Source organism: Pseudomonas sp. GL_090, from assembly GCF_057837765.1.
On record NZ_CM174452.1, the window covers coordinates 1251688 to 1277966 of the forward strand.

Sequence of the window (26279 nt, forward strand, 5' to 3'; positions counted from 1 at the left end):
GCCTGCTCGCGATGGCGTTTTCAGCCGCCCCACCGCCCCAATGGCCATTGCACGGCCCCTTTCTGCCCAATCACCCCTGGCACCCATCCCCTCCATTAGCGGACAGTCCCAACCCTGAGCCCATCCCGCCTTTTTTCAACGGGATGCGAAGTGGCGCGCATCCGTCTTATAAATGAAACACCGCCCTCGGCTATACTCCCCGCATTTCGAATCAGGCCCGAGGATTGACTGTGAAGAACTGGACGTTGCGCCAACGCATTTTGGCGAGCTTTGCGGTGATTATCACCATCATGTTGCTGATGGTGGTCGTGTCGTATTCCCGTTTATTGTCGATTGAGTCCAGTGAGAGCGTTGTGCGCTCGGACAGTGTTCCCGGGATTCACTACAGCTCCCTGATTCGCGGTGCCTGGGTCGATGATTACGTGCTGACCCAGCAACTGGTCGGGCTGGGGGGGGGGCGAGGCCTGACCCAGGCTGACAAGGAGATGTACCAGGGTATTGAGGAACGGCTGCAACGCGCGATGGCCAGCTACCAGGGCACCATCTTCGAGAAAGATGATCAGGCAAGGTTCGAGGCGTTTGAAAAGCTGCACGATCAATATGACAAGCTGCTCGAAGAGGTGCTCGATGCCTACCAGCAAAAGGACTTCGAACAGGTCCGTCGCATCCTCGCCGAACAGATGACCCCGGCATGGGCTGCCGGCCGCAAACAGCTGGATGAACTCATTGAGTTCAACAGGGAGGCGGCTGAGGCGGCCACTGACTCGATCATTTCATCGGTAGCGATGGCGAAGTTGATCATGGGCATTTCGTTGCTGGTCGCAGTCATTAGTGCCGGGTTGTGTGGTCTTTTGTTGATGCGCGCGATCATGGCGCCGATGAACCGCATCGTGAGAATCCTCGAAATCATGCGCACTGGCGACCTCAGCAGCCGCCTGAATCTGGAGCGCAAGGACGAATTCGGCGCGGTAGAGACCGGTTTCAACGACATGATGACCGAGCTCACTTCTCTGGTGTCCCAGGCCCAGCGGTCGTCGGTGCAGGTGACTACGTCGGTGACCGAGATCGCCGCGACATCCAAGCAGCAACAAGCCACCGCCACCGAAACTGCCGCCACCACCACGGAAATCGGCGCGACCTCCCGTGAGATCGCCGCCACTTCCCGGGATCTGGTGCGCACCATGACCGAGGTCTCCACCGCCGCCGATCAGGCTTCCGTGGCCGCCGGCTCCGGACAACAGGGCCTGGCGCGCATGGAGGAAACCATGCACTCGGTGATGGGCGCGGCCGATCTGGTCAACGCCAAGCTGGCGATCCTCAACGAGAAGGCCGGCAACATCAATCAGGTGGTGGTGACCATCGTCAAGGTTGCCGACCAGACCAACCTGTTGTCGCTCAACGCCGCCATCGAGGCCGAGAAGGCCGGGGAATACGGACGCGGTTTTGCCGTGGTCGCCACCGAAGTGCGGCGTCTGGCGGACCAGACGGCGGTGGCCACCTACGACATCGAACAAATGGTGCGCGAGATCCAGTCGGCGGTGTCGGCCGGGGTGATGGGCATGGACAAGTTCTCTGAAGAAGTGCGCCGCGGCATGTCCGAGGTGCAGCAAATCGGCGAGCAGTTGTCGCAGATCATCCATCAGGTTCAGGCGTTGGCGCCGCGGGTGTTGATGGTCAACGAAGGCATGCAGGCCCAGGCCACGGGCGCGGAGCAGATCAACCATGCGCTGGTGCAGTTGGGCGATGCCAGCAGCCAGACGGTCGAGTCTCTGCGCCAGGCCAGTTTCGCCATCGATGAGCTGAGCCAGGTGGCCGTCGGGCTGCGCAGCGGCGTTTCGCGATTCAAAGTCTGATGAGCGAAATCACGGCCAAACGCTCTGTCGTGACGCAGGCGCTGCATGCCTTGTTTCTGGTGTTTCGCATCGGCAACGAGCGCTATGCCTTGAAGGCTGTCGAAGTGGCTGAAGTGTTGCCGCGCCTGCCCTTGAAGCCCATCCCCCATGCCCCCGCCTGGGTCGCCGGGGTGTTCGCCTATCGGGGCACCGTGGTGCCGGTGATCGACTTGAGCGCACTGACCTTTGGTACGTCTGCACAGGCCCGTACCAGCACGCGACTGGTGCTGGTCAACTATCACCCGGATGAATCCGCCGAGTCGCAGTTGCTCGGGTTGATTCTGGAACAGGCGACTGACACCTTGCGCTGCGATCCGGCGGATTTTCAGCCCTACGGCCTGGACAATCGCCAGACGCCTTACCTCGGGCCGGTGCGCAAGGACGAGCAGGGTTTGCTGCAATGGGTACGGGTCGGCGATCTGCTGGACGACCGGGTGCGCGCCTTGTTGTTTCCCTCGCCGCCAATGGATCCGGCGCTGCTGCAGGAGCGGCCATGAACAGCGACCAGCGTTTTTTCGACTTCCTCAAGGAAACCATCGGACTCGACGTGACCTCGGTAGGGCCGGCGATCATCGAGCGAGCGGTGCGCCAGCGCAGCATCGTTGCGCAAGCCGTGTCGGCCGATGAATATTGGCTCACCCTGCAAGGCTCGCGGGACGAGCAGCAAGCGTTGATCGAAGCGGTGATCGTTCCGGAAACCTGGTTCTTCCGCTATCCGGAGTCCTTCGTCACCCTGGCGAAACTGGCGGGCAAGCGCCTGGCCGAGATCAACAACCTGCGCGCCCTGCGGATTCTCAGCCTGCCGTGCTCCACTGGCGAAGAGCCCTACTCGATCGCCATGGCGTTGCTCGATGCCGGGCTCAAACCGTACCAGTTCAAGGTCGACGGCCTGGACGTCAGCCCGTTGTCAGTGGAAAAAGCCCGGCGGGCGTTGTACGGCAAGAACTCCTTTCGGGGTGACGACATTGCGTTTCGCGACCGTCATTTCATTGCCGAAGGCGAGAGCTATCGCCTCGATCAGCGCGTGCTCGAGCAAGTGCGCCTGCAGGTCGGTAATCTGCTGGATCCGGCCTTGCTGGCCGGTGAACCGCCCTTCGATTTCGTGTTTTGTCGCAACCTGCTGATCTACTTCGACCAGCCGACCCAGAAGCAGGTCTTCGAAGTGCTCAAGTGCCTGACCCACGTTGACGGTGTGCTGTTTATCGGTCCGGCCGAGGGCAGTCTGCTGGGGCGTTTGGGGATGCGCTCGATCGGTATCGCACAGTCCTTCGCGTTCAGCCGGCAAGGGATGCCGGACCCTGAACACTTGCCGGCATTCGTTCCAGCGCCATTGCCAGTGCCGCAACCGCTGCGCAATCCACCGCCTGCGCCAGTGCGCAGCCGTCCGTTTGCCCAGGTTGCGCCGCTGCGGCCTGCGCCTGCCAACTCCGGCCCCGACACTGCCGCGCTACTGGCCAATATCGCCGTGCTGGCCGATGAAGGCAAAAGCGCCGAGGCACGAGCGGCCTGTGAAAGCTACTTGCGCAGCCATGAGCCAGTGGCTCAGGTCTTTTATTGGTTGGGACTGCTCAGCGACGTGGCCGGCAATACCCTTGAAGCCCAGGGTTTTTACCGCAAGGCGTTGTACCTCGAACCGCAACATCCTGAAGCGTTGATGCACCTGGCCGGGTTGCTGCAGGCCCAGGGCGATGCGATGGGAGCCAGACGATTGCAGGAACGTGCCGCCCGCAGCGCACGCGCCGCCGACAGTGAGCTTAAACGATGATCGCCGCCGACACCTTTAGCGTCACCCGGGATGCCCAGGCCATCGACGATTGCTGGAACCGTATCGGTATCCACGGCGACAAGTCCTGCCCGCTGCTCAGCGAGCATATTCATTGCCGCAATTGTACGGTGTATTCCGCGGCCGCCACACGCTTGCTCGATCGCTATGCATTGCAGCAGGAAGATCGCGGGCCAGTGTCCGTCGCGGTCGAGAGCGAGGTGAAAACCCGCTCGCTGTTGATGTTCCGTCTGGGGGAGGAGTGGCTGGGGCTCGCGACCCGTAGTCTGGTGGAGGTGGCGCCGCTGCAAGCGATTCACTCTTTGCCGCATCAACGTTCCCGGGCCTTGCTCGGTGTGGCGAATGTGCGCGGTGCGCTGGTCGCCTGCCTGTCGCTGGTGGAGCTGCTCGACCTCGACGGCACCAGCAACGTGGCACCCGGCGCGCGGGTCATGCCACGCATGTTGATCATCGCTGCTGATGGCGGGCCGGTGGTGGTGCCGGTGGACGAGGTCGACGGGATCCATGCCATCGATGAGCGCATCCTCGATGCCGCGTCGCGCTCGGGTGCTCAGGCCAGCGCCAAATACACCCGTGGTGTGTTGCAATTCAAAGGTCGCAGCCTGCGTTGGCTGGATGAAGAACAGCTGCTGTCCGCCGTGACCCGGAGCCTCACATGACCCCCGAGCAAATGCGCGACGCCTCTCTGCTGGAGCTGTTCAGCCTGGAGGCCGAAGCCCAGACCCAGGTCTTGAGCGCCGGCCTGCTGGCGCTTGAGCGCGATCCGACCCAGGCCGATCAACTTGAATCGTGCATGCGCGCGGCGCACTCGCTCAAGGGGGCGGCGCGGATCGTTGGCGTCGATGCCGGGGTCAGCGTTGCCCATGTGATGGAAGATTGCCTGGTCAGTGCCCAGGAAGGCCGCCTGTTGCTGCGCCCCGAGCACATCGATGCGTTGCTGCAAGGCACCGATTTGCTGATGCGCATCGCCACGCCGAACAGCACGCCGGGGGCCGCGGACATCGACGCCTATGTGGTATTGATGGCGCGGTTGCTGGACCCGGCGGCCTTCCTGGTTGCGGCTGTTGCACCGGTGATGGCCGAGCTACAACTCGAGGCACCCGCGCCCAAGGTCGAGCCGCCGGCGCCTGCAGTCGAACCGCCATCGGCGCCAGCCCCAAGCAAGTCCAAGCGCACCACCGAAAACGGCGAACGTGTACTGCGTGTCACCGCCGAGCGCCTGAACAGCCTGCTCGATTTGTCGAGCAAATCCCTGGTGGAAACCCTGCGGCTCAAACCGCACCTGGCGACCATGCAGCGACTCAAGCGCATGCAGAGCAACAGCCTGCGCGCACTGGAGAATCTCAATGTGCATCTCAAGGATCACGTCTTGAGCCTGGAGGCTCAGGAGACCCTTGAGGATGCGCGACGATTGCTCGCGCAATCCCAGCAACTGCTCATGGAAAAGAACGCCGAACTCGATGAGTTCGCCTGGCATGCCAGCCAGCGGGCACAGGTGTTGTACGACACGGCGTTGGCCTGTCGCATGCGGCCGTTTGCAGATGTGCTGACCGGGCAGGTGCGGATGGTCCGGGATCTGGGGCGCGATCTGGGCAAACAGGTGCGGCTGGAAATTGAAGGCGAAAAAACCCAGGTCGATCGCGACGTACTGGAAAAGCTCGAAGCACCGCTGACTCACCTGTTGCGCAATGCGGTCGACCACGGCATCGAAACCCCGGAGCAGCGCCTGCTGGCGGGCAAGCCGGCTGAAGGTTTGATTCGACTGCGCGCTTCTCATCAGGCCGGTTTGCTGGTGCTCGAATTGAGCGATGACGGCAACGGCGTGGACCTGGAAAAGGTCCGTCGCAGCATTGTTGAACGAAGTTTGTCGCCCGCGCAAACCGCTGCTCAGTTGAGTGAAGAGGAGTTGCTGACGTTCCTGTTCCTGCCCGGTTTCAGTCTGCGCGACACAGTCACCGAGGTGTCCGGTCGCGGCGTCGGCCTGGATGCGGTGCAGCACATGGTCCGGCAGTTGCGCGGCGCGGTGGTGCTGGAGCAGGCGGCGGGCGAGGGCAGTCGTTTCCACCTTGAGGTACCGCTGACCCTGTCGGTGGTGCGCAGCCTCGTGGTGGACGTCGGCGACGAAGCCTATGCCTTCCCGCTGGCCCATATCGAGCGCATGTGCGACCTGGAGCCGGCGGATATCGTGCAGGTCGAAGGCCGCCAGCATTTCTGGCACGAAGGCCGGCATGTCGGCCTGGTGGCGGCCAGTCAGTTGCTGCAACGTCCGGCCAGCCAGAACAGCGGGCAAACCCTGAAAGTCGTGGTGATTCGCGAGCGCGATGCGATCTACGGGGTGGCGGTGGAACGGTTTATCGGTGAGCGCACCTTGGTGGTGCTGCCGCTGGATGAGCGTCTGGGCAAGGTGCAGGACATTTCCGCCGGGGCCCTGCTCGACGACGGTTCGGTGGTGCTGATCGTCGATGTCGAAGACATGCTGCGTTCGGTGGAGAAATTGCTCAATACCGGGCGTCTGGAGCGTATTGCCCGTCACAGCAATCAGATGGTCGAGGCGGTCCGCAAACGGATTCTGGTGGTGGATGATTCCCTGACCGTGCGAGAGTTGCAGCGCAAACTGTTGCTCAATCGCGGCTATGACGTGGCGGTTGCGGTGGACGGCATGGACGGCTGGAACGCGCTGCGTTCGGAGGATTTCGACCTGCTGATTACCGACATTGATATGCCGCGCATGGACGGCATCGAACTGGTCACGCTGCTGCGTCGGGACAATCGACTGCAATCGCTGCCGGTGATGGTGGTGTCCTACAAGGATCGTGAAGAGGACCGGCGCCGTGGACTGGATGCCGGGGCCGACTATTATCTAGCCAAGGCCAGTTTTCATGACGACGCCTTGCTCGATGCAGTGGTCGAGCTCATCGGAGGAGCACGAGCATGAGGATCGCAATCGTCAATGACATGCCCATGGCGGTGGAGGCCCTGCGTCGCGCCCTGGCATTCGAGCCGGCCCACGAGGTGGTCTGGGTCGCCGGCAATGGCGCCGAGGCGGTGCGCCAGTGCGCGCTGAACACGCCGGACCTGATTCTGATGGACCTGATCATGCCTGTGATGGATGGCGTCGAGGCCACGCGGCGGATCATGGCCGAGACCCCGTGTGCCATCGTCATCGTCACCGTGGATCGCCAGCAGAACGTGCACCGGGTGTTCGAGGCCATGGGCCACGGTGCGCTGGACGTGGTCGACACCCCGGCCCTCGGCGCCGGCAATGCCCAGGAAGCGGCCGCGCCGTTGCTGCGCAAGATCTTGAACATCGTCTGGCTGATCGGCGACAAGGGTAACCGCCCGCGCTTGGCGCCGACACCCGTGCGAAGTTCCGGCTCGCGCCAGAGCCTGATCGCCATTGGCTCATCCGCCGGCGGGCCGGCAGCGCTGGAGATCTTGCTCAAGGGACTGCCGCGTGATTTCTCTCCGGCCATCGTGCTGGTGCAGCACGTTGACCAGGTGTTTGCCGCCGGCATGGCCGAGTGGCTCGGCAGCGCCAGCGGCCTCGACGTGCGCCTGGCCCAGGAAGGCGAACCGCCGCAAAGTGGCGCGGTGTTGCTGGCCGGCACCAATCATCATATTCGCTTGCTGAAAAACGGCACGCTGGCTTACACCGCCGAGCCGGTCAACGAGATCTACCGGCCCTCCATCGATGTGTTCTTCGAGAGTGTGGCCAGTTACTGGAATGGCGACGCCGTAGGCGTTTTGCTAACCGGCATGGGGCGTGATGGCGCCCAAGGGCTTAAACTCATGCGCGAACAGGGCTACCTGACCATCGCACAGGACCAAAGCAGCAGTGCGGTATATGGCATGCCGAAGGCGGCCGCGGCCATCGACGCTGCCGTGGAGATTCGCCCGCTGGACAAGATAGCGCCACGATTGCTGGAGATTTTCGCCAAATGAGCACATTTTTCCTCATTCCTGGCTCAGGTAGTACTCAGGTGACCGCACATGACTGAATTACAGCTCGACGACTTCAAGACCGACGAAAACGCCGCCATGGTGTTGCTGGTGGACGATCAGGCCATGATCGGCGAAGCCGTGCGTCGCGGCCTGTCGAACGAAGAGAACATCGATTTCCACTTCTGCGCCGACCCGCACCAGGCCATCGCCCACGCGGTGCGCATCAAGCCGACGGTGATCCTGCAGGATCTGGTCATGCCCGGTCTTGATGGCCTGAGCCTGGTGCGCGAGTACCGCAATCACCCGGCGACCAAGGACATTCCGATCATCGTCCTGTCGACCAAGGAAGACCCGTTGATCAAGAGCGCGGCCTTTGCCGCCGGGGCCAACGATTATCTGGTCAAGCTGCCGGACAACATCGAACTGGTCGCGCGCATCCGCTATCACTCGCGCTCCTATATGACCCTATTGCAACGGGACGCGGCGTACCGCGCGTTGCGGGTCAGCCAGCAGCAACTGCTCGACACCAACCTGGTGCTGCAACGCCTGATGAACTCCGATGGCCTGACCGGGTTGTCGAACCGCCGGCACTTCGACGAATACATGGAGCTGGAGTGGCGCCGCGCTCTGCGTGAGCAGAGCCAGATGTCGTTGTTGATGATCGACGTGGATTACTTCAAGACCTACAACGACACCTTCGGCCACCTGGAAGGTGATGAAGCCCTGCGCAAGGTCGCCACTGCCATCCGTGAAGCCAGTGCCCGGCCTTCCGACCTGCCGGCCCGCTACGGCGGCGAAGAGTTTGCCCTGGTATTGCCCAATACCTCCCAGGGCGGTGCACGATTGATGGCGGAAAAGCTGCGCATGACCGTGGCAGCCCTCAAGATCCCGCACATTTCGCCGAGCGAAGGGGCGAGCCTGACCATCAGCATCGGCCTGTCGACCATGACGCCGACAGCGGGCAGCAATTGCCGCGAATTGATCTCGGCGGCGGACAAGGGGCTGTATTCGGCGAAGAACAATGGGCGTAATCAGGTGGGGATCGGGTAAGCGCATCGAAACCTGTAGGAGCGAGCTTGCTCGCGATGGTCGTGAACGATAACGCATAGAGCAAGATGCCCAGCGGTGCTTTTGGCTTTTTCGCGAGCAAGCTCGCTCCTACAGTCCCTTTTCAGCCAAGCGGACTGCCGTTTCAAGCCGTTTCCCGGTATACTCGCCGGCTTTCAAAAGTTCGCCAACGAGTGCTGCCCGTCATGGAAATCAACCCGATCCTGAACACCATCAAGGACCTGTCCGAGCGCTCCGAAACTATTCGGGGGTATCTTTGACTACGATCAAAAGCATGAGCGTCTGACCGAAGTCAATCGCGAGCTTGAAGATCCGGCTGTCTGGAACAAACCTGAATACGCCCAGGAACTGGGCCGCGAGCGCGCTGCGCTGGCGCAGATCGTCGATACCCTGGACGAATTGAACACCGGTCTGGCCGATTGCCGCGACCTGCTGGACATGGCCGTTGAAGAAAACGACGAAGGCGCAGTGGGCGATGTCGTCGCCGAGCTGGCCCGTCTCGAGGAAAATCTGGCGAAGCTGGAATTCCGACGTATGTTCAGCCATGAAATGGACCCGAACAACGCCTATCTGGACATCCAGGCCGGTTCCGGCGGCACCGAAGCCCAGGACTGGGCCAACATCCTGTTGCGCATGTACTTGCGCTGGGCTGACAAACGCGGTTTCGACGCGACCATCATGGAGCTGTCTGCCGGTGAAGTCGCCGGGATCAAGGGCGCGACCGTGCACATCAAGGGCGAATACGCCTTTGGCTGGTTGCGGACCGAGATCGGCGTGCACCGTCTGGTGCGCAAGAGCCCGTTCGACTCCGGCAACCGTCGCCATACATCTTTCTCTGCGGTGTTCGTTTCCCCCGAGATCGATGACAAGGTGGAAATCGAGATCAACCCGGCAGACCTGCGGATCGACACCTATCGTTCCTCCGGTGCCGGTGGTCAGCACGTAAACACCACCGACTCGGCCGTACGTATCACCCACGTACCGACCAACACCGTGGTCAGCTGCCAGAACGAACGCTCCCAGCACGCCAACAAGGACACCGCCATGAAAATGCTGCGGGCCAAGTTGTACGAGCAGGAAATGCAGAAGCGCAACGCGGCGTCCCAGGCGCTGGAAGACACCAAGTCCGATATCGGCTGGGGTCATCAGATCCGTTCGTACGTGCTCGATGCCTCGCGCATCAAGGACCTGCGGACGAACATCGAACGCAGCGACTGCGACAAGGTGCTCGACGGCGACATCGACGAGTACCTGGAAGCCAGCCTGAAATCGGGCCTGTAACAGACGCCAACACAGGATCGACCGTTTCAGCTCGATCCCTGTAGGAGCCAGCCCTGCTGGCGATCCCCGGGCCGCAAGGTCCGGGGGCAACGAACCTGATGGAATATTTAAAGACATGAGCGACCTAGAACTCGACCCGCAAGCCCTGCAACAGGAAGAAAACTCCCTGATCGCCCTGCGCAAGGAAAAGCTTGCTGCCGAGCGCGCCAAGGGCAATGCCTTCCCGAACGACTTCCGCCGCGAAAACTACTGCGAACAACTGCAGAAACAGTATGCGGACAAGACCAAGGAAGAGCTGGCGGACGCTGCGATCCCGGTCAAGGTTGCCGGTCGTATCATGCTCAACCGTGGCTCGTTCATGGTGATCCAGGACATGACCGGTCGCATCCAGGTCTATGTCAACCGCAAGACCCTGTCCGAAGAAACCCTGGCGGCGGTGAAAACCTGGGACATGGGCGACATCATTGCCGCCGAAGGCACCCTGGCCCGTTCCGGCAAGGGCGACCTGTACGTTGAAATGACCAGCGTGCGCCTGCTGACCAAATCCCTGCGCCCGCTGCCGGACAAGCACCACGGCCTGACCGACACCGAACAGCGCTACCGCCAGCGCTACGTTGACCTGATCGTCAACGAAGACGTGCGCCAGACGTTCCGCGTGCGTTCGCAAGTCATCGCCCACATCCGCAGCTTCCTGATGAAGCGTGACTTCCTGGAAGTGGAAACGCCGATGCTGCAGACCATTCCTGGCGGCGCGGCAGCCAAGCCGTTCGAAACCCACCATAATGCGCTGGACATGGGCATGTTCCTGCGTATCGCGCCGGAGCTGTACCTCAAGCGCCTTGTTGTTGGCGGCTTCGAGAAAGTGTTCGAGATCAACCGCAACTTCCGTAACGAAGGCGTTTCGACTCGTCACAACCCTGAATTCACCATGTTGGAGTTCTACCAGGCTTACGCCGACTACGAAGACAACATGGACCTGACCGAAGAACTGTTCCGTGAACTGGCACAGCTGGTTCTGGGCAGCACCGACGTGCCTTACGGCGACAAGGTGTTCCACTTCGGCGAGCCGTTCGTGCGTCTGTCGGTGTTCGACTCGATCCTCAAGTACAACCCTGAGCTGACCGCCGATGATCTGAACGACATCGACAAGGCTCGCGCCATCGCCAAGAAAGCCGGCGCCAAGGTGCTGGGCTTCGAAGGCCTGGGCAAGCTGCAGGTGATGATTTTCGAAGAGCTGGTCGAGCACAAGCTGGAACAGCCGCACTTCATTACCCAGTACCCGTTCGAAGTGTCGCCGCTGGCCCGTCGCAACGACGACAACCCGAACGTCACCGACCGTTTCGAGCTGTTCATCGGTGGTCGTGAAATCGCCAACGCCTACTCCGAGTTGAACGACGCGGAAGACCAGGCCGAGCGCTTCATGGCCCAGGTGGCCGACAAGGACGCCGGCGACGACGAAGCCATGCACTACGACGCCGACTTCGTTCGTGCGCTGGAGTACGGCATGCCGCCAACGGCGGGTGAAGGCATCGGTATCGACCGTCTGGTGATGCTGCTGACCAACTCTCCGTCGATCCGCGACGTGATCCTGTTCCCGCACATGCGGCCGCAAGCGTAAGTGTTTCAAATAAAAAGCCGCCTTTGAGGCGGCTTTTTATTGCCTGTCTGGTACAAACGTATCAACTTGTTACTTTCATCTGAGAGGAAATACCTGTCGTGATTCGTGCAATAGCTCAAGAAGGTGCAGCGGGTGTCGCCACTGCGGTCGCTGAAAGTGTTCAGTACCAGGGTCGCAAGGCCAGCCGACAGGGCAGCGAACAGCGACGACAGGAAATCCTGGATGCCGCCATGCGCATTGTCGTGCGTGACGGCGTACGGGCTGTAAGGCACCGTGCGGTGGCCGCCGAGGCACAAGTGCCATTGTCGGCGACCACTTACTATTTCAAGGATATCGATGACCTGCTCACCGATACCTTCGCCCAATACGTGGAACGCAGTGCGGCGTACATGGGCAAGCTGTGGGTGAACAACGAGGGCCTGCTGCGCGAGATGATCGACAGTGGCGATGGCAGCCCGCAGGCGCGCTCGAAGCTGGCCGACGACATTGCACGGCTGATGACCGATTACGTTCACCGGCAACTGGTCAATCGCCGGGAGCATCTGATGGCCGAGCAGGCGTTTCGTCAGGAGGCATTGCTCAACCCACGCCTGGCCGAACTGGTGCGCTCGCATCAGCAAATCCTGTTGCAGGGCTCTTGCCAGCTGTTCCAGGTGCTAGGCTCGCGCGAACCGCATCAGGATGCCAAGGTGTTGACGGCGATTATCGGCCGGATGGAATATCAGGGCCTGCTCAACGTAGACGAGCCTGCCGCCGAAGAGGAAATGCTCGGCATCCTGACGCGCTACATGCACCTGGTGCTGGCGTCGGTGTAGTTCCTCCTGATTGGAGGCTACCCCTGTGGGAGCGAGCCTGCTCGCGAAAGCGGAGTGTCAGTCAACAGAGATGTTGAATGTCAGACCGTATTCGCGAGCAGGCTCGCTCCCACAGAAGGGCGGTGTCCACCTCAGGGCGACGTATGTTCATAGGGAGTATTGAATGAAAGCCTGGCGTGTCGTTGTGATCGCCTTGTCGTTCCTGCTGCTCAGTGGCTGTCTGGTGACCTTCAAGGAGCCGCTGCCCACGAGCGAGCCCGCGCCCAAAGGGTTGCTCGGCAGGTGGACCAGCACCAGCGCCTGGGGCGAGCCCGTCAATCTGGAGTTGACCCGCATCGGCGACAATCGCTACCAGGCCGTCAGCTACTTCAAGGCCAATCCCAAGGAGCGTGAAGCCTACCTCTTCACCGTGTCGCGTCATGGCAACCGTTGGTACCTGTCAGCGAAGGTGCCGGCGCAGTTCGGCGGGCATTTCATCATCGGCGGCTTCGAGCTGACCGACCAGCGTGAACTGGTGCTGTACAACCTCGACCTCGAACAGATCAACCAGGCGCTGAAGCAAAACGCCCTGAGCGGCGAAGCGTTTCAGACTGACGACGGTGCAGGCGTATTGATCGACAGCCACATGGATCAAGTCGCCGCCTACCTCGACGACCCGGCCAATTCCGATGTGTTTGTCGAAGCCGTACGCTACCAGCGTCTGGCCAAAGCCAAATAAGCAGCACCAACAGGTTTCTACAGGAGTTTCGCGTGGACGATTACCAACAGTCGATACGTATTTTGTCCGATCGCATCGTGCTGGCGCAGACGCCGATCCGCGTCCTCGATGCGGTCAAGTGGGATGACAACATTCGTAAAGGGTTCCTTAAGGCCAAGGGCAAGGAAATGCCGGCGGTGGACCGCGACTACTACCTCAACCGGCCGCTGGCGTTCGACTCCAGCAAAGTGAAGCTGGAATTCCAGAACATCGAGCGCGACATCACCCGCCAGCTCGGCCAGTTCAACCCGGTCGGCCAGATCATGCGCCGCATGTGCAAGGAATACCGCATGGTGGTGCGCATGCTTGAAGCGCGTGGCACCGAGGATTTCGGCCTGATTTCCCAGGAGTTGTACGGCGCTGCATCCGATGCGTTCCATGCTGGCGACCCGACGCTGTCGGACCTGGGCATGATGTTGTCCGAATACCTGAACAACATCGACGGCCGTGGCGACCTGAAGGATGAACCGAAGACGCTGACGGCCAAGGACGCGGTGGACTTGTTGCAGCATCGCTTGAACAAGGTGTTTGGCGAGGCCGAGGAAACCATCCGTGTGTTCGAGTCCGACGGCATCGTCGCCGATGCGGCGGCGGGTGCCGACTACATCAAGATCCGCGCCGACGCGATGTTCAACGACCGCGACGTGCGGGCGCTGGAGGTCCACGAAGGGCTGGTGCACGTCGGCACCACCCTCAACGGCCTGAACCAGCCTATCTGCACCTTCCTCTCCAAGGGGCCGCCCTCGTCGACGGTGACCCAGGAAGGCCTGGCGATCCTGATGGAAATCATCACCTTCGCCTCGTACCCGAGCCGTCTGCGCAAACTGACCAACCGCACTCGCGCCATTCACATGGTGGAGGAGGGGGCCGACTTCCTGCAGGTGTTCGAGTTCTTCCGCGAGCAAGGCTTTGAAATGCCCGAGAGCTACAGCAACGCCAGTCGTGTTTTCCGCGGCTCGGTGCCGACAGGTCTGCCATTTACCAAAGACTTGTCCTACCTCAAGGGCTTCATCATGATTTACAACTACATTCAACTGGCTGTGCGTAAAGGCAAGCTGGAGCAGATACCGCTGTTGTTCTGCGGCAAAACTACGCTGGAAGACATGCGCACCTTGCGCCAGTTGGTGGACGAGGGCCTGGTGGTACCGCCCAAGTACCTGCCAGAACAGTTCCGCGACATGAACGCGCTGTCGGCGTGGATGTGCTTCTCCAACTTCCTCAACCACCTGAGCCTGGACCGGATCGAGGCGGATTACTCCAATATTTTGTGAGGCTGGAGTTATCTCCTGTGGGAGCCAGCCTGCTGGCGATAGCGATTGTGCATTCAACATTGATGTTGACTGATACACAGCTATCGCCAGCAGGCTGGCTCCCACAGTGTTCGGTGTTTCAACCTCATTTATTGCGAGGTTTCAACGGATGAGAATCCTCGGCATCCTCTGCCTTCTCCTGGCCTTGAATGGTTGCAGTTCGCTGTTGTTCTACCCCGAACCCGGCCAGTTGTTCACCCCGGAAAAAGCCGGGCTCGAATACCGCACCGTCATCTTGAACACCGCCGATGGCCTCAAGCTGAATGCCTGGTGGCTGCCGGCGAAGAAGGGTGTCGAGGTCAAAGGCACGGTGCTGCACCTACACGGCAACGGCGGAAACCTGCCCATGCACCTCGGCGGCAGCTTTTGGTTGCCGAAAAATGGTTACCAGGTGTTGCTTGTGGACTATCGCGGTTATGGCCTGTCCGAAGGTGAACCGAGCCTGCCGGCGATCTATCAGGACATCGACGCGGCCTTCAAATGGCTCGACCAGGCGCCGGAGGTCAAAGGCAAGCCACTGATCCTTCTCGGCCAGAGCCTCGGTGGCTCGATGGCCGTACACTATCTGGTCCAGCACCCGGGACGGCAGAAACAACTGAAGGCTATTGTCCTCGACGGTGTGCCCGCCAGTTACCGAAGCATCGGTCAGTTTGCCTTGAGTACGTCATGGTTGACCTGGCCGGTGCAGGTGCCGTTGTCGTGGCTGGTGCCGGACGGCGACAGTGCGATCAACTCCATGGCGCAGCTCAAGGACGTGCCGAAACTGCTCTACCACAGCATCGACGATCCGATCGTGCCTCTTTCCAACGGCATCCGACTGTATCAAGCTGCGCCGCCGCCACGGGTGCTGCAACTGACCCGTGGCGGTCATGTGCAGACGTTCGCCGACCCGGTCTGGCGCAAAGTCATGTTGCGTTATCTTGATGATCCGCAGCATTTCAACGGCCTGCGCCGCCTGGGTGAGATCCCCAATTACCCGGCACCCCCGAATTCAGAAGATGAACCACCAGAGAGTCCGCAATGAGTGAAGAACGCAACGCCATCCCGCTGATCATCACCGGTATCTGCAGCATCCTCGGCACCGTCGGTGCCCTGTGGTGGTACGGTTACCTGCACTTCGCCAAGCCTGAGGATGCGTTGCTGCTCAACGAATTCACCATGCTCAAGACCGTGCCGGGTGAAGACTACAAAGTCTCCCTGCAACCGGCCGCCCAGGTGGCGCAGTGCATCGACGGCGTGCTGGTGCTGTTCGACATGGAACAGAAAGGCCTGACCGGCGTGCTGGTCGACAACAAGAAAAAAGCCGTGCGCTGCATGGGGCAGGAAACGCCGCAGAAGCTGGAGCAGTAACGCAATTTTCGCAGGCAACACAGAACCAATGTGGGAGCCAGCCTGCTGGCGATAGCGATTGTGCATTCAACATTGATGTTGACTGATACACAGCTATCGCCAGCTGGCTGGCTCCCACGGGTTTTTGTGTTGCGGCTGATTATTGGGTGTATGAACTCACCGCCGAACGCGGCATCACCGGCCGACTGTCATTGGAAATGGTCACCTCCACCCGACGGTTCATCGCCCGGCCCGAGGTGCTGCTGTTATCCGCCACCGGATACTCCTTGCCGTAGCCCTGGGCGACGATACGCGCCGGATCAACGCCCATCTTCACCAGTGCCGCACGCACGGAGCCCGCGCGACGCTCCGACAGCGACTGGTTGTGCGACGCCGTGCCGGTGCTGTCGGTATAGCCCTCGACGATCACTTTGCGCTCGGGGTTTTCCTGGAGGTACTGCGCCAGTTTGTTGATGTTCATCAGGCCGTTGGATTTCAGCTCGGCCTTGTCGGTGGCGAACAGCACATCCCCGAAGGTCACCAGCGTTCCGCGATCGGTCTGCCTGGCGTTGAGGCTGTCCTTCAACTGTTTGATCTGCTGATCACGGGCGTCGAGGCGCGCCTGAGCCCGTTGTGCCGAGGCATCTTTCAGACTGGCCTCGGCGGTGCGCAGGGCAATGGTCTGCTTGGCCACTTCGACGCGCTGGTTGGTCAGATAGGCAAGCTGGTCGACCTTGGCCGTGTCCTCCTTGTCCATGTAGGCCTTATCGGCCATGTTCAGATAGTCGCTGGCTTCCTTGGTTTCCAGGGCCGCGACCTTGGCCGATTGCGGGTCGGCTTGCAGGCCGCTGTAGTTGCTGCGGGCCTGTTCGAGGTTGGCGTTCGGTGGTGTGGAGCAGGCCGCCAGGGCTACGGTGACAGCCAGCAGGGCAGGGATCATCAGTTGTTTACGGTTCATGATTTCGTCCTTTTAGTCGAGTGGGAATGCGTGGCGCCGCGCCGCTTACTGAACGGTGCGCTGACTTTCCTGACGCATTTCCTGGACGCCTTTCTGAGCGTCCTTCACTGATTGTTCGGCCTTCATCGCCTGGGCCTTGCGCTCGGCCACGCGAGCGTCCCATTCGGCCTGTTCGGCGAGCATCCGGGCCTGGTCGTACTTCTTGTCGTGCATGGCTATTTCGGCTTGCTTGAGCTTGTCCTGGGCCGACTTCATTTCCACGGCGGCGAACTCGGTGCCGCCGGCGCTCACGGCGTCGTTGACGGCCGATTGGGTGACTGCGTACTGCTCGGTCGGCGGGTTACCGGCGCAGCCGGCCAGCACCAGGCTGCTGCCCAGGGCCAGCGCCGCCAGTTTGAGGCTTCGCGAACAGGTAAATGAGGACGTGCTGGTTCGGGTTTTCATGGTCTTCAACTCCATTGGGCCAGCTCCTGAAAAACGTCGAAATCCACCCTGGGCAAGGCGCTGAAACCATCAATTGAGGGGCGTTTTGAAACACTCGTCCCAGGCGTGGTTACTTGGGTTGACCCGAGGTTTTTTTTGAAAGTTCAGAGAAAATAGCCGGCTATCGAAAAACCTGGATCGAGTCGACAGTGCCCTTTAGGGCAGGAGAAGTGCGATTTTTTGAATTGGAATATGGACTAATGTGGGAGCGAGCCTGCTCGCGAAAGCGCCGTGTCAGTCAACATCAATTCCAACTGACAGCGCGCCTTCGCGAGCAGGCTCGCTCCCACAGGTTTTGCGGATGTTCAGTGCTTCTGTTTGTCGTCAGGCACCGACAAATCGTGCAGATGCCGACGGGACAGCGCCAGAAAGCGCGGGGTCGGCCCGATGTCTTCGTACAGCGGATCGCCTTCTTCATCGGTAGCGACCACGGTCGTGCCTTTGATGTACGGGAAGCTTCTTTCCAGTTCTTCCAGTGCGGCGCCGATCAGATCGCCGAGCAGTTCTTCGGGATGCCGCTTGGGGTACATCTCGACGAGCGCGGCCAGGCGTGCGGCAGACTCCACGTCCAGATGAATCGAGTAACCGGTGTCGGTCAGGCGACCCTTGGCGTTTTCTTCCCAGTGGTGGGCAAGCTCGCGGATTTTCATATTGACCTCATTGCGCTCCCGCTCGTGGCGGGCAGAGTGAGTGTCCGGCACTGGCCGGTGACAACCGTTGTACGGCTTACCGTTCAAGACTAGCCTCAACAGGCAAGGTTTAAAGGCCCTTCGTCGTCTTGCTTGTAAGAACCTGTCTGGGGCGGCACTCTCTTGTTTCCTAGCCGCCCGGATTTTTTGCTGGAGACCTGCTGATGACCGATATTGATGCACGCTTGCGCGAGGACGTTCACCTGTTGGGTGAGCTGTTGGGCAACACCATTCGTGAGCAATATGGCGACGGTTTTCTCGACAAGATCGAGCAGATCCGCAAAGGCGCCAAGGCTGACCGGCGCGGCTCCATGGACGCTGAACTCAGCGCCAGCCTCAATCAGCTGAGCGAAGACGAGTTGCTGCCGGTGGCTCGGGCGTTCAACCAGTTTCTCAACCTGGCCAACATCGCCGAGCAATATCAGTTGATTCACCGCCGCGAGGAATCCCAGGCGGCGCCGTTCGAAGCCCGGGTGCTGCCGGAGTTGCTCGCGCGCCTGCGCGCCGAGGGGCATGGCGCCGACGCGCTGGCCCGGCAACTGGGCCGGCTGGAGATCGAACTGGTACTTACGGCGCATCCCACCGAAGTTGCACGCCGCACGCTGATCCAGAAGTACGACGCCATCGCCGCGCAACTGGCGGCTCAGGATCATCGTGACCTGACCAGCGCCGAGCGCGAGCAGATCAAGACCACCTTGCAACGCCTGATCGCCGAAGCCTGGCACACCGAGGAAATCCGCCGCACGCGCCCGACACCGGTGGACGAAGCCAAGTGGGGTTTCGCGGTGATCGAGCATTCGCTGTGGCAGGCCATTCCCAATTACCTGCGCAAGGCCGATCAGGCCCTGCACGCCGCTACCGGCCTGCGCCTGCCCCTCGAGGCGGCACCGATCCGCTTTGCCTCGTGGATGGGCGGCGACCGTGACGGCAACCCGAACGTGACGGCGGCGGTGACCCGAGAAGTCTTACTGTTGGCGCGCTGGATGGCGGCCGATTTGTACCTGCGCGATGTCGATCGCCTGGCCGCTGAGCTGTCGATGCAGCAGGCCAGCGATGAATTGAAGGCCAGGGCGGGAGACAGCGCCGAACCGTACCGTGCAGTGCTTAAACAGCTGCGCGATCGCTTGCGGGCAACGCGTAACTGGGCGCACGCGGCCTTGTCGACGCCAGCGCCGGCACCGATCGATGTGCTGCAAGACAACCGCGAACTGCTCGATCCTCTGGAGCTTTGCTACCGCTCTTTGCACGAGTGCGGCATGGGTGTGATCGCCGACGGGCCGCTGCTCGATTGCCTGCGTCGGGCAGTGACGTTCGGTCTGTTCCTGGTTCGTCTGGATGTACGCCAGGACTCCTCGCGGCACACCGCGGCGATGACCGAAATCACCGACTACCTCGGCCTGGGTCGCTACGAGGACTGGAGCGAGGAGGAGCGCATCACCTTCCTGATGCGCGAATTGAGCAATCGCCGGCCCTTGTTGCCGACGTACTTCAAACCCTCCGCCGACACTGCCGAAGTGCTGGCGACCTGCCGGGAAATCGCCGCTGCGCCAGAGGCGTCCCTCGGCTCCTATGTGATTTCCATGGCCGGTGCGGCTTCCGATGTGCTGGCCGTACAGTTGTTGCTCAAGGAATCCGGCGTGTTGCGGCCGATGCGCGTGGTGCCGCTGTTCGAAACCCTGGCCGACCTCGACAACGCGGGGCCGGTGATCGAGAAGCTGCTGCTGTTGCCGGGTTATCGCTCGCGCCTGCAAGGGCCGCAGGAAGTGATGATCGGTTACTCGGATTCGGCCAAGGACGCCGGTACCACGGCGGCGGCCTGGGCGCAGTACCGGGCGCAGGAGCGATTGGTGGATATCTGCCGCGAACAACAAGTCGAGCTGCTGCTGTTCCACGGTCGCGGCGGCACCGTGGGGCGTGGTGGCGGTCCGGCTCACGCGGCGATCCTGTCGCAGCCACCGGGTTCGGTGGCGGGGCGTTTCCGTACCACCGAACAGGGGGAAATGATTCGATTCAAGTTCGGCCTGCCGGACATCGCCGAGCAAAACCTCAATCTGTACCTGGCCGCCGTGCTGGAGGCGACCTTGCTGCCTCCGCCACCACCTACGCCCGAGTGGCGCCATTTGATGGACGAACTGGCCGCGGACGGGGTCAGTGCCTATCGCGCCGTGGTGCGGGAAAATCCGCAGTTCGTGGAGTATTTTCGCCAGTCCACGCCGGAGCAGGAGCTCGGCCGTTTGCCACTGGGCAGTCGTCCGGCCAAGCGCCGGGCCGGGGGGATCGAAAGCCTGCGGGCGATTCCGTGGATCTTCGGCTGGACCCAGACGCGCCTGATGCTGCCGGCCTGGCTGGGTTGGGAAGCGGCCCTGAGCAAGGCACTGGAGCGTGGCGAAGGTGAGCTGCTGGGGCAGATGCGCGAGCAGTGGCCATTCTTCCGCACCCGCATCGACATGCTGGAAATGGTCCTGGCCAAGGCCGATGCCGACATTGCACAGTCCTACGATGAGCGTCTGGTGGAGCCGAATCTGTTGCCATTGGGTGCGCATTTACGCGACCTATTGTCGCAGGCATGCACCATTGTTCTCGGCCTGACCGGGCAGTCGCAGCTGCTGGCACATAGCCCCGCGACCCTTGAGTTCATCCGCTTGCGCAACACCTATCTCGACCCGCTTCATCTATTGCAGGCCGAGTTGCTGGCCCGTTCAAGAGTGCAGGACGTGGCGCAGGGCAGCCCGGTAGAACAGGCCTTGCTGGTGTCTGTGGCGGGTATTGCCGCCGGTTTGCGTAATACCGGCTAAGGTTTTTGCCGTGAGGTCAGGCATCCGGCGGGTGAGCCGGATGCCGCCGTATGACGGGTGTAAAAGTGCTGCCAGGCGACAGTTAATGATGGGGTTGCGACTTGGGGAACCGCGCGCAATGGTCGCAAGAGGTAGCGGTTTCTCCGACTTTCGGCGTCTTGTGTGGGCGCAGCCTGCTGTGTATCTTGATCAGCCTTTGACCGTTTGGGCGGTCACGACCCTATTTTTGAGATTGGCCCCACGAGGCGAATCTGACGTTATCCATATAAAAAATTGAGGAGCACATCGATGCGCGTCATTCTGCTGGGAGCTCCCGGGGCCGGTAAAGGTACTCAGGCTAAGTTCATCACCGAAAAATTCGGCATTCCGCAAATCTCCACCGGCGACATGTTGCGTGCAGCGGTCAAGGCCGGCACCGAGCTGGGCATCAAGGCCAAGGGCATCATGGATGCCGGTGGCCTGGTGTCCGATGACCTGATCATCGCACTGGTCAAGGACCGCATCGCCCAGTCCGACTGCGCCAACGGTTTCCTGTTCGATGGCTTCCCGCGCACCATTCCCCAGGCTGAAGCCCTGGTGACTGCCGGTGTTGAACTGGATGCCGTGGTTGAAATCGCCGTTGAAGACGAAGAAATCGTCCAGCGTATCGCCGGCCGTCGTGTTCACGAGGCCAGCGGTCGCGTGTACCACATCGTCTACAACCCGCCGAAAGTAGCCGGCCTTGACGACGTCACCGGTGAAGAGCTGGTACAGCGCAAGGACGACACCGAAGAAACCGTGCGTCATCGCCTGTCGGTCTACCACTCCCAGACCAAGCCGCTGGTGGAGTTCTACCAGACGCTGTCGGCTGCCAATGGCAAGCCGAAGTACAGCCACATCGAAGGCGTCGGTTCGGTTGAAGCGATCACCGCCAAGGTGCTTGCAGCCCTGAGCTGAAAAGTCTGATCCGCTGCATCATCCACGGCCCGCTTGCGGGCCGTAGTTGTTTATACTGACGCACTTTTTTCTGATCTCTCTTGTGGATACATCGATGAGCACCTTGCTGGCCCTGGACACCGCGACTGAAGCTTGCTCCGTTGCCTTGCTGCATGACGGCAAGGTCACGAGCCATTACGAGGTGATCCCGCGCCTGCACGCGCAGAAGCTGTTGCCGATGATCAAGCAACTGTTGGCCGATGCGGGTACCACGCTGCAAGCGGTCGACGCCATCGCGTTCGGCCGTGGCCCGGGCGCCTTCACCGGCGTGCGCATCGCCATCGGTGTGGTGCAAGGCCTGGCGTTTGCCCTGGAGCGCCCGGTGCTGCCGGTGTCGAACCTGGCCGTGCTGGCGCAACGTGCGTTGCGTGAACACGGCGCCACTCAGGTCGCCGCCGCCATCGATGCGCGCATGGACGAAGTGTATTGGGGTTGCTACCGCGAAACGGCCGGAGAGATGCGCCTGGTGGGTACTGAAGCGGTGCTGCCGCCGGAGTCCGCTGCATTGCCGATCGATGCCGGCGGTGAATGGTTCGGCGCAGGCACCGGTTGGGGTTATGGCGAGCGTATCGCTGTCAGCCTGAGCGGGCAGGACGCGGGCATGTTGCCCCACGCGCAAGACTTGCTGACTTTGGCGCGGTTTGCCTGGGAACGCGGCGAGGCAATCGTGGCCGATGAGGCGCAGCCGGTTTATTTGCGCGACAAGGTGGCGACGCCTAAAGCTCGATAGTATTCAGGGCCGAGTCGGTCCAATCGCGAGCAGGCTCGCTCCCACAGGGGGTTGCGCAGAACCTGTGGGAGCGAGCTTGCTCGCGATGCGATCTACCAGTTATAGCCAATCATCAGTTTCTAACCTCAGCTTTTAAACCTTTTGCCTTTTATGTGTTCTAGTTATCACTCGGCGGTTTGCGAAGTGGCTTTTGCGCCACTAAACTGCCATCACTGATTCCGAGTATGCACGTATGCGTATAGACGGCGTTTCCTCTCAGTCCTACCCCATCAAGCGCAAGCCTCGCAAAGGCCGCGTGGTGGAGGACGACGCCATTGATATCGAAGGCGAGCTGGAATTCCCGACTGAAGAGCAACTGGCTGCCCGCGCCGCCAAAGCCTCTGCGCAAAAACTGAGCAATCTTCCCGCCCGTCAGCAAGACCTGATTTACCACCGTGCCATGAGCAAAAGCGTGGCGACAGCCCTGGCGAGCTACCTGAGCACCGCCGGTTTCGTCGATTGGGAAGCGGATGTGCTGGGTCTCGACCTGTACATCTGATGCTGCTGCCGTATTACCTCGGTTGTCCGTCCTGGAGCGAAAACGCCTGGCGCGACTACCTGTATCCGCCGGACGCCAGACCCGCCGATTTCCTTGATCTCTATTCCCGGGTTTTCAATGCCGTGGAAGGCAACACGACCTTCTACGCGAGCCCGGCCGTCAGCACCGTGCAGCGTTGGGCCGAGACCATGCCCGAGCACTTTCGCTTCACCGCCAAGTTTCCCGGAGAGATCAGCCACGGTGGCGATCTGCGCGAGCAACTGACCGCCACCGAAACCTTCGTGCAATTGCTCAACCCGCTCGGCGAGCGAGTGTCGCCATTGTGGTTACAACTGTCGAAAAGCTTCACGCCCCAACGTTTGCCTGAGCTGGCCGGATTCATCGATGCCCTTCAGCGACCGCTGGCCGTGGAAGTGCGGCACGACGAGTTTTTCGCCAAGGGTGACAGCGAGCGAATGCTCAACCGCTTGCTGCTGGATCGCGGCGTCGAGCGCATCTGTCTCGATCCCCGTGCGCTGTTCAGTTGCACCTCGACCGAGCCCTCGGTGCTCCACGCCCAATCGAAGAAGCCCCGGGTGCCACCGCGGCCTGCGGCATTCACGCAATTCCCGCAGGTGCGTTTTATCGGCCATCCAACGCTTGAGGCCAACGATGTGTTTCTGGAACCATGGGTCGAGAAAATCGCGTTATGGATCGAAGAAGGCCGCACGCCGTACATCTTCCTGCACACCGCCGACAACCTGCTGGCAGCGAAGCTGGCGCAGCGCTTTCACGCGCGCCTGATGCTGCGTTTGCCTGGCTTGCCGGCGCTGCCTGAGCTATACAGAGAACCCGTCGCCGAGCAGCTTGGCCTGCTCTGAGGCGAATTCTTTCCCCTCTTCAGGAGCCTGCCCAATGGATGCGCAAACCCTTCGAGCCCTGGCGTTCAAAGCCCTTCACGAACGCCCCGGGGCTTTTGTGATTCCTAATCCGTGGGATGCCGGTTCAGCGAAAATGCTCGCCAGCCTCGGCTTCGAGGCGCTGGCGACCACCAGTGCCGGTTACGCCTTTTCCCAGGGTCGTGCCGATGGCGGATTGACCCTCGACGATACCCTGATGAACGTTCAGGCGATCGTCGCCGCCACCGACCTGCCGGTTGCCGTGGACCTGGAAAACGGCTTTGCCGACAACCCCGCCGACTGCGCGAAAAGTATCTTGCGCGCGGCAGAGGCCGGCGCCGTCGGTGGTTCGATCGAAGATGCCACCGGCCGCGAAGAAGGCCCGATCTATTGTTTCGAACACGCCGTGGCGCGCATCGAAGCCGCTGTGGCTGCCGCTCGCAGTCTGCCGTTCCACTTTACGTTGACTGCCCGGGCGGAAAACTTCCTGCACGGCAATCCCGATCTGGCCGACACCATCCGCCGTTTGCAGGCATTCGCCGAGGCCGGTGCCGATGTGCTCTACGCACCGGGTCTGCGCAGCGCCGAGGATGTGCTGGCGGTGGTGCGCGCCGTGGCGCCCAAACCTGTGAATGTGTTGATGTCGGGCGGCTTGAAGCTGACGGTCGCGCAGTTGGGTGAAATGGGCGTCAAACGCATCAGCGTCGGTTCGGCGCTGGCATTGGCGGCCTATGGCGAATTCTTCCGCGCCGCCGAAGAAATCCAGACGTCAGGCACGTTCGGTTTCACGTCCCGGTCGATGCCGTATCAGAAGGCCAATCAGTTTTTCAAAGGCTGAGGGAAGAGGGCGCGGCTGAGGATCAGGCGGCGATGCGCAGGTTCTGCAGGATGATCGGGCGCGCCCAGCCATTGTCGAAATCGAGTTGTTTTTGCTGCGCTACTAGTTCTTCTGGCGAGAATGGCGGGAACGGCTTGTCGAGCAGGTCGAGTTCGAATTCGGCGATGGGCAGGTGCAGCGGACGCGGTTGCGGGGCAGGGCCGACGTCTGGCAGCGGCTGACCGGCGTTCAACACGATTGGGCGAACCCAGCCGCTTTCGAAGTCCTGCTGTTTTTGCTGGGCGACGATTTCGTCCGCCGGGAACGGTGGGAACGGCTTGTCGGCCAGGTCCATTTCGAATTCGGCAATCGGCAGGAACAGCGGCTCGGGCGGGCGGATTTCGTTGTCCTTCACGTCGCATTCGCGCTGGGACACGATGTGGGCCAGCAGGTCGCTGCCAACGGTGGGTTCAACCGGGCTTTCGAGGTCGACCGGTGGAAAGTTCAGCGATTGCGGCAGCACTTCACCCGACTGTTCGGCCAGCGCTCGGGCAAAAAAATCCTGCCAGATGTGGCTGACGCCGCTCAGTGCCTGGGTGTTTCGCAGGTTGTAGTCGCCGTAGGGCGAGATAAAACCTGTGATTGTGGGTTGAATGCCTGACATTTCTCTCGGTCGACGCTCAGCTCTGGCAAAATGCTCGATAGTTTTGTTATCGGCCGTTTTTGCCGATCATTAATTTTTTGAGCGTGTTTTCCGATGATTGATCAACCTGCGGTCTGCCGCATCCATGTCCAGGCCCTCGATGCGGCGTTCGAGCCACAAGCCGAGCAATGGGCCGAGCGCCTGGGCTTGCCAATGCAAGTGGCGGACGGCGAGTTTGCCTTGCAGGTGGGTGACATGGGCTTGCAACTGCAACAGCTGGGGCCGGATGCGCCGGGGCCGGTGCGGGTGGATTTCGTCGAGGGTGGTGCGGCCCATCGCCGGTTGTATGGTGGTGGCAGCGGACAGATGATCGCCAAGGCCGTTGGCGTCGCCCAAGGTGTGCGCCCGCGGGTACTGGACGCCACGGCGGGGCTGGGCAAGGACGCGTTCGTGCTGGCCAGCCTCGGTTGCGAGATGAGCCTGATCGAGCGTCAGCCGCTGATCGGTGCCTTGCTGGAAGACGGCCTGGCCCGTGGCGCGGAAGATTTCGACGTGGCGCCGATCGTGGCGCGCATGCGCTTGCTCAAGGGCAATTCGATCGAGGTCATGCGCAACTGGGAGGGCGAGCCGCCCCAGGTGATCTACCTTGACCCGATGTTCCCGCATCGCGAGAAAACCGCGCTGGTGAAGAAGGAAATGCGCCTGTTCCGGCCATTGGTGGGCGATGACCCGGATGCGCCGGCATTGCTCGAAGCCGCCTTGGCCCTGGCCAGCCACCGGGTGGTGGTCAAGCGTCCGCGCAAGGCGCCGTGCATCGAAGGGCCGAAGCCGAGCCATGCGCTCGATGGCAAGTCCAGTCGGTATGACATTTATCCGAAGAAGGCGCTCAAGCCTTAAGACCGAGTCGCACCCATCGCGAGCAGGCTCGCTCCTACAGGGGATTTGTGGTGTTGCATGGAACCACTGTAGGAGCGAGCC

25 protein-coding genes are annotated in these 26279 nt (G+C 61.3%); 21 read left to right on the plus strand and 4 right to left on the minus strand.

Annotation, left to right across the window (positions count from 1 at the left end):
* Positions 1 to 230: 230 nt before the first annotated feature.
* The 14 genes from AC3ITA_RS05465 to AC3ITA_RS05530 all read left to right on the plus strand — a co-directional run bounded on the left by AC3ITA_RS05465 (position 231) and on the right by AC3ITA_RS05530 (position 15816).
* Positions 231 to 1853, plus strand: coding sequence for a methyl-accepting chemotaxis protein (locus AC3ITA_RS05465; RefSeq protein WP_489279702.1), 1623 nt, complete (start codon positions 231 to 233; stop codon positions 1851 to 1853).
* Positions 1853 to 2389 (plus strand): chemotaxis protein CheW, encoded by a 537-nt coding sequence (locus AC3ITA_RS05470; protein ID WP_150673024.1) that lies wholly within the window; start codon positions 1853 to 1855, stop codon positions 2387 to 2389. Before AC3ITA_RS05465 ends, AC3ITA_RS05470 begins: the two co-directional genes overlap by 1 nt.
* A complete protein-coding gene (locus AC3ITA_RS05475; RefSeq protein ID WP_150673025.1) occupies positions 2386 to 3657 on the plus strand; it encodes a CheR family methyltransferase in 1272 nt (423 codons plus the stop codon). Before AC3ITA_RS05470 ends, AC3ITA_RS05475 begins: the two co-directional genes overlap by 4 nt.
* On the plus strand, positions 3654 to 4334 hold the full coding sequence (locus AC3ITA_RS05480) for a chemotaxis protein CheW (protein ID WP_150673026.1): 681 nt from the start codon (positions 3654 to 3656) through the stop codon (positions 4332 to 4334). The genes AC3ITA_RS05475 and AC3ITA_RS05480 overlap by 4 nt, the downstream gene beginning before the upstream one ends.
* Complete coding sequence (locus tag AC3ITA_RS05485) at positions 4331 to 6610, plus strand: hybrid sensor histidine kinase/response regulator (protein ID WP_414929157.1); 2280 nt, start codon at positions 4331 to 4333, stop codon at positions 6608 to 6610. Before AC3ITA_RS05480 ends, AC3ITA_RS05485 begins: the two co-directional genes overlap by 4 nt.
* A complete protein-coding gene (locus AC3ITA_RS05490; protein ID WP_095943130.1) occupies positions 6607 to 7617 on the plus strand; it encodes a chemotaxis response regulator protein-glutamate methylesterase in 1011 nt (336 codons plus the stop codon). The genes AC3ITA_RS05485 and AC3ITA_RS05490 overlap by 4 nt, the downstream gene beginning before the upstream one ends.
* Before the next feature lie 48 nt (positions 7618 to 7665).
* A complete protein-coding gene (locus AC3ITA_RS05495) occupies positions 7666 to 8667 on the plus strand; it encodes a response regulator (RefSeq protein WP_095943131.1) in 1002 nt (333 codons plus the stop codon).
* Between the two features lie 203 nt (positions 8668 to 8870).
* Positions 8871 to 9966, plus strand: a protein-coding gene (gene prfB, locus AC3ITA_RS05500) for a peptide chain release factor 2 (protein WP_095943132.1) whose coding sequence is annotated in 2 segments (ribosomal slippage) — positions 8871 to 8942 and positions 8944 to 9966 — 1095 coding nt in all. Because the reading frame shifts where the segments join, the coding sequence is not laid out codon by codon here.
* 115 nt (positions 9967 to 10081) lie between these two features.
* Positions 10082 to 11584 (plus strand): lysine--tRNA ligase, encoded by a 1503-nt coding sequence (gene lysS / locus AC3ITA_RS05505; protein ID WP_150673032.1) that lies wholly within the window; start codon positions 10082 to 10084, stop codon positions 11582 to 11584.
* Positions 11585 to 11682: 98 nt separating this feature from the next.
* A complete protein-coding gene (locus AC3ITA_RS05510) occupies positions 11683 to 12399 on the plus strand; it encodes a TetR/AcrR family transcriptional regulator (protein ID WP_056721047.1) in 717 nt (238 codons plus the stop codon).
* 163 nt (positions 12400 to 12562) lie between these two features.
* A complete protein-coding gene (locus AC3ITA_RS05515) occupies positions 12563 to 13117 on the plus strand; it encodes a hypothetical protein (protein WP_095943133.1) in 555 nt (184 codons plus the stop codon).
* Between the two features lie 32 nt (positions 13118 to 13149).
* Complete coding sequence (locus AC3ITA_RS05520; protein WP_008051382.1) at positions 13150 to 14427, plus strand: flavohemoglobin expression-modulating QEGLA motif protein; 1278 nt, start codon at positions 13150 to 13152, stop codon at positions 14425 to 14427.
* Positions 14428 to 14575: 148 nt separating this feature from the next.
* Positions 14576 to 15490 carry an alpha/beta hydrolase gene (locus tag AC3ITA_RS05525; protein WP_489279704.1) on the plus strand — a complete coding sequence of 305 codons (915 nt, stop codon included), beginning with the start codon at positions 14576 to 14578 and terminating at the stop codon, positions 15488 to 15490.
* Positions 15487 to 15816 carry a PA3694 family proteiin gene (locus AC3ITA_RS05530; protein ID WP_095943135.1) on the plus strand — a complete coding sequence of 110 codons (330 nt, stop codon included), beginning with the start codon at positions 15487 to 15489 and terminating at the stop codon, positions 15814 to 15816. Before AC3ITA_RS05525 ends, AC3ITA_RS05530 begins: the two co-directional genes overlap by 4 nt.
* Positions 15817 to 15955: 139 nt before the next feature.
* Here AC3ITA_RS05530 and lptF read toward each other — a convergent pair whose 3' ends face one another.
* The 3 genes from lptF to AC3ITA_RS05545 form a co-directional block, all read right to left on the minus strand.
* Positions 15956 to 16753: a lipotoxin F family OmpA-related lipoprotein LptF gene (lptF, locus tag AC3ITA_RS05535; RefSeq protein WP_095943136.1), complete on the minus strand. Its 798-nt coding sequence runs from the start codon at positions 16751 to 16753 to the stop codon at positions 15956 to 15958.
* A gap of 45 nt (positions 16754 to 16798) precedes the next feature.
* Positions 16799 to 17212: a DUF4398 domain-containing protein gene (locus AC3ITA_RS05540; protein ID WP_095943137.1), complete on the minus strand. Its 414-nt coding sequence runs from the start codon at positions 17210 to 17212 to the stop codon at positions 16799 to 16801.
* Between the two features lie 329 nt (positions 17213 to 17541).
* The gene (locus AC3ITA_RS05545; RefSeq protein ID WP_095943138.1) at positions 17542 to 17886 is read right to left on the minus strand and encodes a pilin assembly protein; all 345 of its coding nucleotides are present in this window, start codon (positions 17884 to 17886) and stop codon (positions 17542 to 17544) included.
* A gap of 203 nt (positions 17887 to 18089) precedes the next feature.
* On the opposite strand from AC3ITA_RS05545, the gene ppc reads away from it, so the two are divergent.
* The 6 genes from ppc to AC3ITA_RS05575 all read left to right on the plus strand — a co-directional run bounded on the left by ppc (position 18090) and on the right by AC3ITA_RS05575 (position 24679).
* On the plus strand, positions 18090 to 20720 hold the full coding sequence (ppc, locus tag AC3ITA_RS05550) for a phosphoenolpyruvate carboxylase (protein WP_150673036.1): 2631 nt from the start codon (positions 18090 to 18092) through the stop codon (positions 20718 to 20720).
* Between the two features lie 288 nt (positions 20721 to 21008).
* Positions 21009 to 21656 carry an adenylate kinase gene (adk, locus tag AC3ITA_RS05555; RefSeq protein ID WP_095943140.1) on the plus strand — a complete coding sequence of 216 codons (648 nt, stop codon included), beginning with the start codon at positions 21009 to 21011 and terminating at the stop codon, positions 21654 to 21656.
* A 94-nt stretch (positions 21657 to 21750) separates the two neighbouring features.
* On the plus strand, positions 21751 to 22425 hold the full coding sequence (gene tsaB, locus AC3ITA_RS05560) for a tRNA (adenosine(37)-N6)-threonylcarbamoyltransferase complex dimerization subunit type 1 TsaB (protein WP_095943141.1): 675 nt from the start codon (positions 21751 to 21753) through the stop codon (positions 22423 to 22425).
* Positions 22426 to 22657: 232 nt separating this feature from the next.
* Positions 22658 to 22963, plus strand: coding sequence for a hypothetical protein (locus AC3ITA_RS05565; protein ID WP_008051395.1), 306 nt, complete (start codon positions 22658 to 22660; stop codon positions 22961 to 22963).
* Positions 22963 to 23823, plus strand: a complete 861-nt coding sequence (locus AC3ITA_RS05570; RefSeq protein WP_150673039.1) for a DUF72 domain-containing protein — start codon at positions 22963 to 22965, stop codon at positions 23821 to 23823. Before AC3ITA_RS05565 ends, AC3ITA_RS05570 begins: the two co-directional genes overlap by 1 nt.
* 34 nt (positions 23824 to 23857) lie before the next feature.
* Positions 23858 to 24679, plus strand: a complete 822-nt coding sequence (locus tag AC3ITA_RS05575; RefSeq protein WP_489279708.1) for an isocitrate lyase/PEP mutase family protein — start codon at positions 23858 to 23860, stop codon at positions 24677 to 24679.
* A 22-nt stretch (positions 24680 to 24701) separates the two neighbouring features.
* Here AC3ITA_RS05575 and AC3ITA_RS05580 read toward each other — a convergent pair whose 3' ends face one another.
* Positions 24702 to 25322 carry an energy transducer TonB gene (locus AC3ITA_RS05580; protein WP_414929164.1) on the minus strand — a complete coding sequence of 207 codons (621 nt, stop codon included), beginning with the start codon at positions 25320 to 25322 and terminating at the stop codon, positions 24702 to 24704.
* A 93-nt stretch (positions 25323 to 25415) separates the two neighbouring features.
* Here AC3ITA_RS05580 and AC3ITA_RS05585 point away from each other — a divergent pair, with 93 nt between their 5' ends.
* Entirely contained in the window at positions 25416 to 26198 is a 783-nt protein-coding gene (locus AC3ITA_RS05585; protein WP_095943146.1) for a class I SAM-dependent methyltransferase, read from the plus strand.
* The last annotated feature ends 81 nt before the right edge of the window (positions 26199 to 26279 follow it).

Coding starts and splice junctions, on each gene's coding strand:
- AC3ITA_RS05540 (WP_095943137.1), bottom strand. CDS start 17,212: ATGGAGTTGAAGACCATGAAAACCCGAACCAGCACGTCCTCATTTACC.
- AC3ITA_RS05545 (WP_095943138.1), bottom strand. CDS start 17,886: ATGAAAATCCGCGAGCTTGCCCACCACTGGGAAGAAAACGCCAAGGGT.
- AC3ITA_RS05515 (WP_095943133.1), top strand. CDS start 12,563: ATGAAAGCCTGGCGTGTCGTTGTGATCGCCTTGTCGTTCCTGCTGCTC.
- adk (WP_095943140.1), top strand. CDS start 21,009: ATGCGCGTCATTCTGCTGGGAGCTCCCGGGGCCGGTAAAGGTACTCAG.
- AC3ITA_RS05575 (WP_489279708.1), top strand. CDS start 23,858: ATGGATGCGCAAACCCTTCGAGCCCTGGCGTTCAAAGCCCTTCACGAA.
- AC3ITA_RS05480 (WP_150673026.1), top strand. CDS start 3,654: ATGATCGCCGCCGACACCTTTAGCGTCACCCGGGATGCCCAGGCCATC.
- AC3ITA_RS05580 (WP_414929164.1), bottom strand. CDS start 25,322: ATGTCAGGCATTCAACCCACAATCACAGGTTTTATCTCGCCCTACGGC.
- lysS (WP_150673032.1), top strand. CDS start 10,082: ATGAGCGACCTAGAACTCGACCCGCAAGCCCTGCAACAGGAAGAAAAC.
- AC3ITA_RS05585 (WP_095943146.1), top strand. CDS start 25,416: ATGATTGATCAACCTGCGGTCTGCCGCATCCATGTCCAGGCCCTCGAT.
- lptF (WP_095943136.1), bottom strand. CDS start 16,753: ATGAACCGTAAACAACTGATGATCCCTGCCCTGCTGGCTGTCACCGTA.
- AC3ITA_RS05525 (WP_489279704.1), top strand. CDS start 14,576: ATGAGAATCCTCGGCATCCTCTGCCTTCTCCTGGCCTTGAATGGTTGC.
- AC3ITA_RS05490 (WP_095943130.1), top strand. CDS start 6,607: ATGAGGATCGCAATCGTCAATGACATGCCCATGGCGGTGGAGGCCCTG.
- AC3ITA_RS05530 (WP_095943135.1), top strand. CDS start 15,487: ATGAGTGAAGAACGCAACGCCATCCCGCTGATCATCACCGGTATCTGC.
- AC3ITA_RS05495 (WP_095943131.1), top strand. CDS start 7,666: ATGACTGAATTACAGCTCGACGACTTCAAGACCGACGAAAACGCCGCC.
- AC3ITA_RS05475 (WP_150673025.1), top strand. CDS start 2,386: ATGAACAGCGACCAGCGTTTTTTCGACTTCCTCAAGGAAACCATCGGA.
- ppc (WP_150673036.1), top strand. CDS start 18,090: ATGACCGATATTGATGCACGCTTGCGCGAGGACGTTCACCTGTTGGGT.
- AC3ITA_RS05470 (WP_150673024.1), top strand. CDS start 1,853: ATGAGCGAAATCACGGCCAAACGCTCTGTCGTGACGCAGGCGCTGCAT.
- tsaB (WP_095943141.1), top strand. CDS start 21,751: ATGAGCACCTTGCTGGCCCTGGACACCGCGACTGAAGCTTGCTCCGTT.
- AC3ITA_RS05565 (WP_008051395.1), top strand. CDS start 22,658: ATGCGTATAGACGGCGTTTCCTCTCAGTCCTACCCCATCAAGCGCAAG.
- AC3ITA_RS05570 (WP_150673039.1), top strand. CDS start 22,963: ATGCTGCTGCCGTATTACCTCGGTTGTCCGTCCTGGAGCGAAAACGCC.
- AC3ITA_RS05485 (WP_414929157.1), top strand. CDS start 4,331: ATGACCCCCGAGCAAATGCGCGACGCCTCTCTGCTGGAGCTGTTCAGC.